Source organism: Martelella sp. AMO21009, from assembly GCF_053484295.1.
On sequence record NZ_JBAKFR010000005.1, the window covers coordinates 1 to 12,507 of the forward strand.

A 12,507-nucleotide genomic window follows, 5' to 3' on the forward strand; every position below is an offset into this window, starting at 1 on the left:
GTCGTGACCCTCAATGCAAGGTTCAGAGAGAAAATCATCCAACAGAGTTGATGACGCAAGAGAGAGGTCGAACATCTGGCAAGCCTCACTGCGCGGACCGATCCCACCAGGTGGGCAGCTGATAGCCGTAGATAGGTGTTTCCGCCGGATGTTCAATCCGCGCCCAGCGCGCCACCCACTGGCCTTCGCGGTGATAGAGCGGCAGCATGTAGTGGCCGTTGACCAGAAGCCTGTCGAAGGCGCGCACCGAATCGGTGAAATGCTCGGTCGAGCGGGCTTCCAGCATGTCGTTGATCATCCGGTCGACATCGGCGCTGGCGACGCCGGCGAAATTGAACGTGCCCTCGACATCGCGCGAGCGGCTGTCCCAGCGCCAGATCTGTTCCGCGCCCGGCGAAAGCGAGGACTGGTACCAGAAGCCCGGCGCCAGCAGCACGATCATGTCGTAGTCGAAGGTGTTGAGCCGTTTCTGATACTGGGCGTCGTCGACGGTGCGGATCGAGAGAGCAACACCGATCAGGTTCAGCGTATGCTGATAGGCAAGCGCCAGCTTCTCCTGGCCCTCATTCGTGGTCATGATCTCGAAGGCAAGCGGCTTGCCGTCCGGTCCGGTCATCTTGCCGTTCGTGATCCGGTAGCCAGCCTCGCCAAGCAGCTTGACGGCGGCCCCCAGCACCTTGCGGTCGGCCCCGGAGCCATCGGTCACCGGCATGGTGTAGTCGCCGGCGAGTATGGCCGGATCGATCACGTCGATCGCATCGCCCAGTAGCTCGCGCTCGGCTGCGCTCGCGGGATTGCCATAGGCGCCGAGCGCGGAGTTCTGCCAGTAGCTCTGCGTGCGCTGATACGCGTTGTTGAACAGCGTCCTGTTGACCCATTCGAAATCGAACACATCCGACAGCGCCTTGCGCACCCGGGCATCCTCGAATTTCGGCCGGCGGGTGTTGAACACGAAGCCCTGCATGCCGGTCGGCGTCTTCGGGTGGAACACATCCTTCACCACCTTGCCGTCACTGGCCGCGGGGAAATCATAGGCGCGCGCCCAGTGGCTGGGGTCATCGTCGAGATAGACATCGACAGCGCCCTTCTTGAAGGCCTCGAACAGGGTCGAATCCTGAAGGTAGTAGTCGATCGTGATCGTGTCGTAATTGGCAAAGCCTACCATCGAGGGCGCGTCCTTGCCCCAGTAATCGTCGCGGCGCTCGTAGACGATGCGCTGACCGGGCTCGATTTTGGCGATGCTGTAGGGTCCCGAACCGACCGGCGTCGACATCGTATCGGTGTCGAAGGTTTGCGCGTCGATGGCGTGTTCCGGCAGAACCGGCATCAGCGCGAAGATCAGCGGGGTTTCCCGGTTGGCGTCGGCATTGAAGGTAAATTTCACGCTATTGTCGCCGACCTTTTCCATCGTCTCGACCAGCGCAAGCCGGCGATTATAGGGCGGGCGTCCCTTCTCCTTCAAAAGGTTGAAGGTGAAGATCACATCATCGGCGTTGACCGGTTCGCCGTCCGACCATTTGGCGTCCGGGTTCATGTTGAACTGGACATAGCTTCTGTCATCGTCCCATTCCACGCTTTCGGCGAGCAGGCCGTAGAGCGTGAACGGCTCGTCGCGCGAGCGCTGCATCAGCGGTTCGAACACGAGATTGCCCAGCACCTCGTCCCACAGCCCTCTGGCCGACGAGCGCATGCCCTTCAGCACGAAGGGATTCAGCGCATCGAACGAGCCCACGACGCCATAGGTTATCGCGCCGCCCTTCTTGACATCGGGATTGACGTAGCTGAAATGCTGGTAATCTGCGGGCAGGGCAGGATCGCCATGCATGGCGATGCCGTGAACGGGTTCGGCCGCGGCCGCGCCCGAAAGCGCCGCTGAGAGGAGGAGAGTAGCAAGAAAGCGCATCGATTCGCCCTGTCGTGTCCATTCGTGGAAGAATGGTATCATGGCCGCTGACAAAGCTGAAATAGGCCGCGAAATCGCTTCAAGGCGTAAATTTTGGGCGCCGAGGGGGTAGATTGGCGTCCAATGTGGCGATATCAGAGGAAACACTGGCGGTTGAGGCCCGAAACAGGGGCGCTTTGCCGCATTTCGGTAACAATAGCGATGCAGGGTCCCCGGACCTTACGCAGATGAACCAGGAGAGATTTTGATGCTTTCACGCGCCAGTATTATCAAGCGTGTCGCGGTTTGCGCCTTCACGATTGCGGGCCTTTCGGCCGCCGGCGCTTCGGCTCAGGAACAACAGCAGGCCCAGCAGCCCCAGGCTGGCGCGGCTCCCACGCAGGGCTGGTTCAAGACCTGCAACGACAACGGCAATGGCGGCGTCTGCATCGTGCAGAACTATGCCCGCGCCGAAAATGGCCAGGTGCTGACCGCCGTCGGCCTGATCCAGCCGCAGGGCAGCAACGGCCAGGCCATGCTTCAGGTGACCGTCCCGACCTTCCGCCTGATCCCGGCCGGCGTCCAGATGCAGATCGATACATCCGCGCCGCAGAAGCTCGACTACGCCATCTGCACCAACGAACAGTGCATTGCCCAGGTGCCGCTGAACGATACGCTGGTCAACGCCATGAAGCGCGGCGGCAAGGTGACCTTTACCTCGGTCAACATGCGCCAGCAGCCGAACCCGGTCGACCTGACGCTTTCCGGCTTCACCGCCGCCTTTGACGGCGACCCGATCAGCCAGCCCGACCTGGTCGAAAGCCAGCGCAATCTGGACGAGTCGATCAAGAAAATGGCTGTCGATCGCCGCAAGAAGATCGAGGAAGCCCAGCAGAACGCCACGACAGGCAACTGATAGCTTCGGTCGTTTCGACTTACAAAAAAAGCCCCGGCTGAATATCTCAGCCGGGGCTTTTTGCTTTTCACGTCCGCTCAGTGCGTGCTGGCAAAGCGCGGCGCGAGATGGCCGCTGTCGGTTACCATGAATATTTCGCCGACCTGCGGGTTGCGCAATGGCTCGCCGCTCATGTCCAGCTCGAGATTGCCCTCGGAGACATAGGCGACATAACCCTTCTCTTCGTTCTCGGCCACGAGATGGTAGAACGGTTGATCCTTGCTGGGCCGGATTTCCGGCGGAATGGAGTTATACCATTCTTCGGAGCGGGAGAACTCCGCGTCGACATCGAATACCACGCCCCGAAAGGGAAGCGCGCTATGGCGGACGATATCGCCGATATTGTATTTCGCTTCGCGTATTTTCATGAGCATTTCCTTTCGTATTCTATATGGAAATGCGTTTTGCCAGGTGCAAGGGGTGTGTCCGCGGGGCACCAGGCACAAAAAAAACCGGCCGCCCGAAGGCAGCCGGCTCATCGTCATAACGGTCGGTGATCAGACCGAGTAGTACATGTCGAATTCGACCGGATGCGGGGTCATTTCGAAACGCATGACCTCTTCCATCTTCAGAGCGATATAGGCATCGATCTGGTCGTCATCGAAAACGCCGCCGGCGGTCAGGAACTCGCGATCCTTGTCCAGGCTTTCCAGCGCTTCGCGCAGCGAGCCGCAGACGGTCGGGATTTCCTTCAGCTCTTCGGCCGGCAGATCGTACAGGTCCTTGTCCATGGCATCGCCAGGATGGATCTTGTTCTTGATGCCGTCGAGGCCGGCCATCATCAGCGCGGCAAAGGCGAGGTAGGGGTTCGCGCCCGGATCGGGGAAGCGAACTTCAACGCGCTTGGCCTTCGGCGAGGAGCCGAACGGAATGCGGCAGGAGGCCGAACGGTTGCGGGCCGAATAGGCGAGCAGAACCGGCGCTTCGTAGCCAGGGACCAGACGCTTGTAGGAGTTGGTCAGCGGGTTGGTGAAGGCGTTGATCGCCTTGGCATGCTTGATGATGCCGCCGATGTAATAGAGGCAGGTTTCCGACAGGCCGGCATAGCCGTCACCGGCAAACGTCGGCTTGCCGTCCTTCCAGATCGACTGGTGCACGTGCATGCCCGAGCCGTTGTCGCCGAAGACCGGCTTCGGCATGAAGGTGGCCGTCTTGCCATAGGCATGGGCAACCTGGTGGACGCCGTACTTGTAGATCTGGGTCTTGTCGGCCATGCGGGTCAGCGTGTCGAACACCATGCACAGCTCGTGCTGGGCCGAAGCCACTTCGTGGTGGTGCTTTTCGACGGTGATGCCCATTTCGGCCAGAACCGTGAGCATTTCCGAACGCATGTCCTGAATGCTGTCGACCGGCGGAACCGGGAAATAGCCGCCCTTGGTGCGCGGACGGTGGGCCATGTTGCCGGTTTCATATTCGGTGAAGGCGTTCGACGGCAATTCGATGCTGTCGAGCTGGAAACCGGTGTTGTAGGGCTCGGCGTTGAAGCGCACGTCGTCGAACACGAAGAATTCCGGCTCGGGACCGAAATAGGTGGTGTCGCCGATGCCAGTCGACTTCAGATAGGCTTCCGCCTTCTTGGCCGTGGTGCGCGGGTCGCGGTTATAGGCTTCGCCGGTGAGCGGCTCCAGAATGTCGCAGAACACGACCAGGGTCGACTGGGCGAAGAAGGGGTCCATATGGGCGGTCGCCGTGTCGGGCATCAGCACCATGTCGGACTCATTGATGGCCTTCCAGCCGGCGATCGACGAACCGTCGAACATGATGCCGTCGGCAAACAAATCTTCATCGACAGCCGAAATGTCCATCGTCACGTGCTGCAGCTTGCCCTTCGGGTCGGTAAAGCGCAGATCCACGAACTTGACGTCGTTGTCTTTGATTTGTTTCATAATTTCAGAAGCTGTCGTCATTTAACGTTTTCCTTGCATAAGAAGATGACGATAGGGATGCCCCATCTTTGTCAAAAGAGGAGGGATGGATCAGATGGCGTCAACGCCGGTTTCGCCGGTGCGGATGCGCACGACGCCCTCGACATTGGAAACGAAGATCTTGCCGTCGCCGATACGCCCGGTTTGAGCGGCATTGCGGATGGCTTCGATGACCGCGTCCACGTTTTCGTCTGCCAGAACGACCTCGACTTTGACCTTGGGAAGAAAGTCGACGACGTATTCAGCGCCCCGGTAGAGCTCCGTGTGACCCTTCTGGCGCCCGAAGCCTTTGGCTTCCGTGACAGTGATGCCCTGCAGGCCGACGTCCTGAAGGGCTTCCTTCACTTCGTCGAGCTTGAAAGGCTTAATGATCGCTTCGATCTTTTTCATGAGAAAATTGCTCTCCGCTTCTCCCGTTGAAGCAGGCGTCAGCCCGCTCGGAACTTCTAATGCACATTGCATGCCAAGTTCGATTGTTCTTCGTGCAAATCCACCGAAATGAAATTGCGGCCTCGCGATTGCCGCAGCATTTCGCATGTGGCACCGAAATCAGGTTCGCCAAAAGGCGCCTTCAGGTCAATAGCGCGGCATTTCAAGGGCGTTGACGGCGAGGGCGCATGATTTTTGAGCAGCAACCTGTGTTCAATTAATAGGCAATTGATTACCAACTAGCCAGCATTAATACCAAGGACCGAGGATTATCACCCATATGACTGGAGCGATTTTGAAAGCCGGCTAGGCGAAAGCCGCAGTCGTAGCCATAGCTACGGCGAGGACTTTCAACGACGCAGGCTTTCAAAAGCGCCCGGCCCCGAAGGGGTGCGGCTGGAATGGCCCCCGAGGGCGTCAAAATCCTCGCGCGATGCTCAAGCATCGCTCTGCGGTATTTTCCTACCCGGACGACCATTCCAGCGCGCATCATATGGGTCATAATCATCGGTCCTTGGTATAAGTCGCCTCTTGCATCAGCACGCGGTTTTCCGCTCTATTCACCCGCAACAAAGGAGTGCCGGCCTTGCTGATGACACCGGAAGAAATGGGGCGCGCCGACGCGCTGGCCGCTGAAAGCGGAATCGACAGCTACGCGTTGATGGTGAGCGCGGGACGGGCGGTCGCGGCTTGCCTGCTGCGGCATTATCCGGCGGCGCGGCGCGGCGTGGTGTTGTGCGGGCCGGGCAATAATGGCGGCGATGGCTATGTCGCGGCCCGCGCGCTTTCCGAAACCGGCATGGAGGTAGCGCTGTTTCACCTTGGCGATCCCGCCAGACTTTCCGGCGATGCCCTTCGGGCGCGGGAGGATTGCGACCTGGACAGCAAGCCGCTGGAGGCCTTTCGGCCGAAACAGGGCGATGTCATCGTTGACGCGCTTTTCGGCGCGGGCCTGGCACGGCCGCTTTCCGACGAGATTGTCGCCGTGATCGCACGGGCGGAGGGACTGCCGGTGATCGCCGTCGACCTACCGTCCGGCATCAGCGGCCTCACGGGCCAGGTGCTTGGCGCTGCCTTCAAGGCGGCGCATACGGTCACCTTCATGGCGGCCAAACCCGGCCATTACCTGCTGCCCGGACGCGCGCATTGCGGCCGGCTGGAGGTGTTCGATATCGGCATTCCGCGCCGCATCCTGGCGCAAGCGGCCGGCGACCATCGGCTCAACACGCCGGCGCTGTGGGCCGAGCGCCTGCCGCGCGCGGGCGCCGACTCGCACAAGTTCAAGCGCGGTCATCTCGGCGTGTTTTCCGGTGGCGCCTCGGCCACGGGCGCCGCTCGGCTTGCCGCGGTGGCGGGTTTGAAGGCGGGCGCCGGGCTTGTCACGATCGCGGCCGCGCCGCAGGCAATCCTCGTCAACGCCGCGCATCTGACGGCGATCATGCTGAAACGCATCGAGGATGTCGCGGCGCTCAGAGACTGGATCGCCGACAAGCGGCTGTCGGCCTTCGTTCTCGGCCCCGGATTCGGCGTCGGCGCGGAAACCCGGGATTATGTGGAGACGCTGATCGGACGCCCGCTGGTGCTCGACGCCGACGGGCTGACCGCCTTCGCGGAGCAGCCAGAAGCGCTGTTCGACCGGCTGGGTGCGGCCCCGGAAACCTGCGTCATGACCCCGCATGCTGGCGAATTCGCGCGGCTCTTTCCCGACCTGGCCGAGGACGGCGACCTCGGCAAGCCCGAAAAGGCATTGCGGGCGGCCCGGCGCGCCCATGCGGTGGTGCTCTACAAGGGCGCCGATACCGTGTTCGCATCGCCGGACGGCCGGATCGCGATCAATGCCAACGCCCCGCCATGGCTTGCCACCGCCGGCTCCGGCGATGTGCTTTCCGGCATTATCGGCGGGCTGCTGGCGCAGGGCGTGCCGACCTTCGAGGCGGCCGCGGCCGGGGCATGGCTGCATGGCGAGGCGGGGAACCGGGCAGGCGAGGGGCTGACGGCGGAGGACTTGCCGACCCACCTGCCTCCCATCCACGAGATTATCGAGGGCGGACGCTGAAGCGCATTGCCGCTGAAAGAGCCTGAGCCCTCAGGCCAACCTCACTCGTCGACCAGGCTTTGCAGCTTCTGCGCACCCGCTGGGGCGCGGACCTTGCCGCCGGTGATGAAGAACGCATAGACGTCGCGCGGCTTTGCCTCCGGCGCATCGCCGGCAAGACGCGGCAGATCGTCGGGCGCGCCGCCCTTTGACCAGAGTTTCAGCTTGTCCGCCCATTCCTTCAGCGCCTTGTCGGGATAGCAATGCGGATTGTCCTCCTCACCCTTCTGCAGGCGGGCATAGACGAAATCGCCGGTGACATCTGCAATCATGGGGTATTCGGGATGATCCGCGCAGACGATCGTCGCGCCGTATTTGCGGGCGAGCGCCACGAAATCCGGATCGAGAAAGGAGGGGTGGCGGACTTCCAGCGCATGTTTGAGGGCAATACCGTCCCGCTCTTTCGGCAGTAGCTTGAGGAAATCCTCGAAATCCTCCGCCTCGAATTTTTTCGTCGGCATGAATTGCCACAGGATCGGCCCCAGCCTGTCGCCAAGCTCGGTGATGCCCTGGCCGAGAAACTTGTCGATCGAGCCCTCGGCCTCGGCGAGCTTCTTGCGATTGGTGCAGAACCGGCTCGCCTTCAGCGAAAAGATGAATCCGTCCGGCACGCTCGCCGCCCATTTGGCGAAGGTGGCGGGCTTCTGCGACGAATAATAGGTGCCGTTGACCTCGATCACCTTCAGCTTCTCGCCGGCATATTCAAGCTGGCGCGTCTTCGGCAGCTTGTCCGGATAGAAACTCTCGTTCCATGGATCAAAGGTCCATCCGCCGATACCCACACGAATTGCGCCTGCCGCCATGTCCCGTCTCCTATTCCGCCGCTTCCGTCTTCTTCGGCGGCCGCCGCTCCAGAAGCTCCTGAAGATACTGGCCGGTGTAGGAGGCCTTTTCCTTCACGATGTCCTCCGGCGTCCCGGATGCGACGATCCGGCCGCCGCCATCGCCGCCCTCGGGTCCGATATCGATCACCCAGTCGGCGGTCTTGATGACCTCTAGATTGTGCTCGATCACCACCACGGAATTGCCCTGTTCGACAAGCTGGTGCAGCACCTCCAGCAGCTTCGCGACGTCGTGGAAATGAAGCCCGGTGGTCGGCTCGTCGAGGATGTAGAGCGTCTTGCCGGTGGACCGGCGCGACAGCTCCTTGGCGAGCTTGACGCGCTGCGCCTCGCCGCCTGACAGCGTGTTGGCCTGCTGGCCGACCTTGATATAGCCGAGGCCGACATCCTGAAGGGTTTGCAGCTTGTCGCGCACAGAGGGAACGGCGGAGAAGAACTGGACGCCTTCCTCCACAGTCAACTCCAGGATATCGGCGATCGACTTGCCCTTGAAGCGCACCTCCAGCGTCTCGCGATTGTAGCGCTGGCCGTGGCAGACGTCGCAGGTGACGTAGACATCCGGCAGGAAGTGCATCTCGATCTTGATCAGCCCGTCACCCTGGCAGGCCTCGCAGCGCCCGCCCTTGACGTTGAACGAGAACCGGCCCGGCTGATAGCCGCGCGCCTTGGCTTCCGGCAGGCCGGCGAACCACTCGCGGATCGGGGTGAAGGCGCCGATATAGGTGGCGGGATTCGAGCGCGGCGTGCGGCCGATCGGCGACTGGTCGATATCGATGACCTTGTCGACGAATTCCAGACCCTCAATGCGGTCGTGCGGGGCCGGATTCTCGCGCGCGCCCATGATGCGGCGCGCCGCCGCCTTGTAGAGTGTCTCGATCAGGAAGGTGGATTTGCCGCCGCCGGAAACGCCGGTGACGGCGGTGAACAGGCCGAGCGGGATCGAGGCGGTGATATCCTTCAGGTTATTGCCGCGCGCGCCGACCACCTTAAGCGCCTTGCCCTTTTTCTGCGGCCGCCGCTCGGCGGGCACGGCAACGGCGCGCGCGCCGCTCAGATATTGCCCTGTCAGCGATTTCGGATTGGCCATGATCGCCTGAGGCGTGCCCTCGGCTACCACCTCGCCGCCGTGAATGCCGGCGGCGGGGCCGATATCCAGCACGTAATCGGCGGTCAGGATCGCGTCCTCGTCATGCTCGACGACGATGACGGTGTTGCCGATATCGCGCAGATGTTTCAGCGTGTCGAGCAGCCGCGTATTGTCGCGCTGATGCAGGCCGATCGAGGGCTCGTCGAGCACATAGAGCACGCCGGTGAGCCCCGAGCCGATCTGCGAGGCGAGCCGGATGCGCTGGCTCTCGCCGCCGGAAAGCGAACCGGAATTGCGCGACAGCGTAAGATATTCCAGCCCGACATCGTTCAGGAACCGCAGCCGCTCGTTGATTTCCTTGAGGATGCGCACCGCGATATCGTTCTGCTTCTGCGAGAAGTGCTTCGGCAGGTCCTCGAACCAGTCGCGCGCCGCGCGGATCGAAAGCTGGCTGACCTCGCCGATATGGCGCTTGTCGATCTTGACCGCCAGCGCCTCGGGTTTCAGCCGGAAGCCGTTGCAGGCCGGGCAGGGGGCCGCCGACATATAGCGCTCCATCTCCTCGCGCGCCCAGGCGGAATCGGTTTCCTTCCAGCGCCGCTCGAGATTCGGCATAATGCCCTCGAAGCTCTTGGTGGTCTTGTAGCTGCGCGCGCCGTCGGCATACTGGAACTCGATCTTGTCCTCGGTCCCGTTGAGGATCGCGTTGGTGGCCCGTTCCGGCAGCTTGTCCCAGCGGTCCGTCATCTTGAAGCCGAAATGCCGGCCAAGCGCCTCCAGCGTCTGCTTGTAATAGGGCGACGAGGATTTCGCCCAGGGCGCGATCGCGCCATCTGACAGTTTCTTGGCCCGGTCGGGAACGACCAGCCCCTCGTCAATCTTCTGCTGGAAGCCGAGCCCGTCGCAGGTCGGGCAGGCGCCGACGGGGTTGTTGAACGAGAACAGGCGCGGCTCGATCTCCGGAATTGTGAATCCGGAAACAGGACACGCAAATTTCTCCGAAAAAACAACGCGCTCATGGGTTTCGTTGAGAGATTTGTTCTTCGCGCCGCCGGCCGCCGTCTCGTTCTCCGGCAACGGCTTGTCGGCAAATTCGGCGACCGCCAGCCCGTCTGCGATTTCGAGGCAGGTTTCCAGGCTGTCGGCAAGCCGGGTTGCCAGATCGTCGCGCACAGCAACGCGGTCGACCACCACGTCGATATCGTGCTTGTATTTCTTGTCGAGCTTCGGCGCCTCGGCGATCTCGTAGAATTCACCGTCGATCTTGACGCGCTGGAAGCCCTTCTTCATCAGATCCGCCAGTTCCTTGCGGAACTCGCCCTTGCGGCCGGTCACCAGCGGCGCGAGGATGTAGAGCCGCGTGCGCTCCGGCAGCGCCAGAATGCGGTCGACCATCTGCGTCACGGTCTGGCTTTCGATCGGCAGTCCGGTCACGGGCGAATAGGGCACGCCGGTGCGCGCGAACAGAAGCCGCATATAGTCGTAGATCTCGGTCACCGTGCCGACGGTGGAGCGCGGGTTCTTCGAGGTGGTCTTCTGCTCGATCGAGATCGCCGGCGACAGGCCCTCGATCCGGTCGACATCCGGCTTCTCCATCATCTCCAGGAACTGGCGGGCATAGGCCGACAGGCTCTCGACATAGCGGCGCTGCCCCTCCGCATAGATCGTATCGAAGGCCAGCGATGATTTGCCGGAGCCCGAAAGCCCGGTCATCACGATCAGGCTGTTGCGCGGCAGGTCCACGTCAATGCCTTTGAGATTATGCTGGCGCGCACCGCGGATGGAGATATTCTTCAGTTCGCTCATGGGATCAGGCTTCTCGAGAAGGGAAATTGCTTCCTATGTAGTTCGCGCCGCGGCTCTGTCGAGGTGCAGCAAAACAGACAGCTTGAATGTCCAACGTTGAATCGCTTGACTCGATCATAGCAGAGCGATAGAACAAATAAAGAACATTTTTAATTGTGGATTGTCCCGTATCGGTTGATCGCTTTTGGAGAGATCGTCTATGCTGCCGAAAATTCTCTAAAGCGCCGCAACGCGGTTATACAGGTGGTAGTCATGGCAGGTAGTGTAAACAAGGTCATCCTCGTCGGCAATCTCGGAGCGGACCCGGAAATCCGGCGTACACAGGATGGTCGGCCGATCGCCAACCTGCGGGTGGCCACGTCGGAAAGCTGGCGCGACCGCAATTCCGGCGAGCGCAAGGAGCGCACGGAATGGCACCGCGTGGTGATCTTCAGCGAAGGTCTCTGCAAGATCGCCGAGCAATATCTGCGCAAGGGCTCCAAGGTCTATATCGAAGGCCAGCTGCAGACCCGCAAATGGACCGACCAGGGCGGCCAGGAGCGCTATTCGACCGAGGTCGTGCTGCAGGGCTTCAACGCCACGCTGACCATGCTGGACGGCCGCGGCGAAGGCGGCGGCGGGCAGGGCGGCAACTTTGGCGGAAGCCAGGGCGGCGGTGGCTATGACGATTACGGCTCGCAGCCGTCTTCCGGTGGCGGCGGTCGCAGCGGCGGCGGCTTCTCGCAGGATCTCGACGACGACATTCCGTTCTGATCGACCTCGGATCGCTTTTTTGAGGCGGTCTGACAGTCTTCCCGCCATCGGCGGCAGAGCATAGATTTCAGCCGGCGACCGCGGGCGGCGGAGCGTGCATCACCGTCGTAACGCCGTCGATGACGAACTGCACTGCCAGCGCCGTCAGCATCATGCCGAGAATGCGGGTGAGAATGTTACGTCCGGTTTCGCCGAGAAGCCGGTCGATCAGGCCGGCGGCGAGCATTGCCAGCAGCACGACCAGCGTGGCGACGAAGATCACCAGAACGAGCGCCAGCTTGTCCAGCACAGTTTCCATCTTGGAGCCGAGCAGGATCGTCGCGGAGATCGCGCCGGGGCCTGCGATCAGCGGCATGGCCAGCGGGAAGGCGGCGAGATTGGCCAGGCCATCCTTCGTAATGGCGGTTTCCGTGGTTTTCTCCTTTCTTTCGACGCGTTTTTCGAAGATCATTTCCACGCCGATCCAGAACAGAAGAATGCCCCCGGCGATACGGAACGCGCTCATGGAAATACCGAGCGCGTTGAGGATGTCATCGCCCAGCAGGGCAAAGGCCAAGAGCAGAAAGAACGAAATCAGGCTGCCTCGGATCGCCACCTTGCGGCGCTGCGCCTGGGTCATGCCCACCGTCAGCGCCAGGAATACCGGCACCATGCCGGGCGGATCCATGGTCACCATCAAGGTGGTGAAGCCGTTTATCAGCGTTGCCAGTTCGTTCATCCGCCCGTTTCCGCC

The 12,507-nt window shown here is 61.7% G+C and carries 10 protein-coding genes; 3 read left to right on the forward strand and 7 right to left on the reverse strand.

The window, feature by feature from the left end; genetic code table 11:
• Positions 1-85: 85 nt before the first annotated feature.
• Positions 86-1,903 carry an extracellular solute-binding protein gene (locus V6766_RS07735; protein ID WP_448465171.1) on the reverse strand — a complete coding sequence of 606 codons (1,818 nt, stop codon included), beginning with the start codon at positions 1,901-1,903 and terminating at the stop codon, positions 86-88.
• 247 nt (positions 1,904-2,150) lie between these two features.
• Between V6766_RS07735 and V6766_RS07740 the strand changes: the two genes are divergently transcribed.
• Positions 2,151-2,798 carry an invasion associated locus B family protein gene (locus tag V6766_RS07740; RefSeq protein WP_448465173.1) on the forward strand — a complete coding sequence of 216 codons (648 nt, stop codon included), beginning with the start codon at positions 2,151-2,153 and terminating at the stop codon, positions 2,796-2,798.
• 77 nt (positions 2,799-2,875) lie between these two features.
• Here the strand turns inward: V6766_RS07740 and hspQ are convergent, their stop codons facing one another.
• The 3 genes from hspQ to V6766_RS07755 all read right to left on the reverse strand — a co-directional run bounded on the left by hspQ (position 2,876) and on the right by V6766_RS07755 (position 5,152).
• Positions 2,876-3,205, reverse strand: coding sequence for a heat shock protein HspQ (gene hspQ / locus V6766_RS07745; protein ID WP_448428824.1), 330 nt, complete (start codon positions 3,203-3,205; stop codon positions 2,876-2,878).
• A gap of 129 nt (positions 3,206-3,334) precedes the next feature.
• Positions 3,335-4,744 (reverse strand): type I glutamate--ammonia ligase, encoded by a 1,410-nt coding sequence (gene glnA / locus V6766_RS07750; protein WP_448428826.1) that lies wholly within the window; start codon positions 4,742-4,744, stop codon positions 3,335-3,337.
• A gap of 69 nt (positions 4,745-4,813) precedes the next feature.
• The gene (locus V6766_RS07755) at positions 4,814-5,152 is read right to left on the reverse strand and encodes a P-II family nitrogen regulator (protein WP_018063299.1); all 339 of its coding nucleotides are present in this window, start codon (positions 5,150-5,152) and stop codon (positions 4,814-4,816) included.
• Positions 5,153-5,783: 631 nt separating this feature from the next.
• Between V6766_RS07755 and V6766_RS07760 the strand changes: the two genes are divergently transcribed.
• A complete protein-coding gene (locus V6766_RS07760) occupies positions 5,784-7,247 on the forward strand; it encodes an NAD(P)H-hydrate dehydratase (protein WP_448465697.1) in 1,464 nt (487 codons plus the stop codon).
• 41 nt (positions 7,248-7,288) lie between these two features.
• On the opposite strand, the gene V6766_RS07765 is transcribed toward V6766_RS07760, so the two are convergent.
• Together V6766_RS07765 and uvrA are read right to left on the reverse strand one after the other, a co-directional pair.
• Positions 7,289-8,089: a DUF72 domain-containing protein gene (locus V6766_RS07765; protein WP_448465175.1), complete on the reverse strand. Its 801-nt coding sequence runs from the start codon at positions 8,087-8,089 to the stop codon at positions 7,289-7,291.
• Positions 8,090-8,099: 10 nt separating this feature from the next.
• Positions 8,100-11,021 carry an excinuclease ABC subunit UvrA gene (uvrA, locus tag V6766_RS07770; protein ID WP_448465177.1) on the reverse strand — a complete coding sequence of 974 codons (2,922 nt, stop codon included), beginning with the start codon at positions 11,019-11,021 and terminating at the stop codon, positions 8,100-8,102.
• Between the two features lie 252 nt (positions 11,022-11,273).
• On the opposite strand from uvrA, the gene V6766_RS07775 reads away from it, so the two are divergent.
• On the forward strand, positions 11,274-11,774 hold the full coding sequence (locus tag V6766_RS07775) for a single-stranded DNA-binding protein (RefSeq protein ID WP_448428832.1): 501 nt from the start codon (positions 11,274-11,276) through the stop codon (positions 11,772-11,774).
• 67 nt (positions 11,775-11,841) lie between these two features.
• On the opposite strand, the gene V6766_RS07780 is transcribed toward V6766_RS07775, so the two are convergent.
• Complete coding sequence (locus tag V6766_RS07780) at positions 11,842-12,492, reverse strand: MarC family protein (protein WP_448465179.1); 651 nt, start codon at positions 12,490-12,492, stop codon at positions 11,842-11,844.
• Positions 12,493-12,507: the final 15 nt, after the last annotated feature.

Excerpts from the sequence above, each read along its gene's own strand:
- V6766_RS07765 (WP_448465175.1), bottom strand. The coding sequence starts at position 8,089 with ATGGCGGCAGGCGCAATTCGTGTGGGTATCGGCGGATGGACCTTTGAT.
- V6766_RS07740 (WP_448465173.1), top strand. The coding sequence starts at position 2,151 with ATGCTTTCACGCGCCAGTATTATCAAGCGTGTCGCGGTTTGCGCCTTC.
- uvrA (WP_448465177.1), bottom strand. The coding sequence starts at position 11,021 with ATGAGCGAACTGAAGAATATCTCCATCCGCGGTGCGCGCCAGCATAAT.
- hspQ (WP_448428824.1), bottom strand. The coding sequence starts at position 3,205 with ATGAAAATACGCGAAGCGAAATACAATATCGGCGATATCGTCCGCCAT.
- glnA (WP_448428826.1), bottom strand. The coding sequence starts at position 4,744 with ATGACGACAGCTTCTGAAATTATGAAACAAATCAAAGACAACGACGTC.
- V6766_RS07735 (WP_448465171.1), bottom strand. The coding sequence starts at position 1,903 with ATGCGCTTTCTTGCTACTCTCCTCCTCTCAGCGGCGCTTTCGGGCGCG.
- V6766_RS07775 (WP_448428832.1), top strand. The coding sequence starts at position 11,274 with ATGGCAGGTAGTGTAAACAAGGTCATCCTCGTCGGCAATCTCGGAGCG.
- V6766_RS07755 (WP_018063299.1), bottom strand. The coding sequence starts at position 5,152 with ATGAAAAAGATCGAAGCGATCATTAAGCCTTTCAAGCTCGACGAAGTG.
- V6766_RS07780 (WP_448465179.1), bottom strand. The coding sequence starts at position 12,492 with ATGAACGAACTGGCAACGCTGATAAACGGCTTCACCACCTTGATGGTG.
- V6766_RS07760 (WP_448465697.1), top strand. The coding sequence starts at position 5,784 with ATGACACCGGAAGAAATGGGGCGCGCCGACGCGCTGGCCGCTGAAAGC.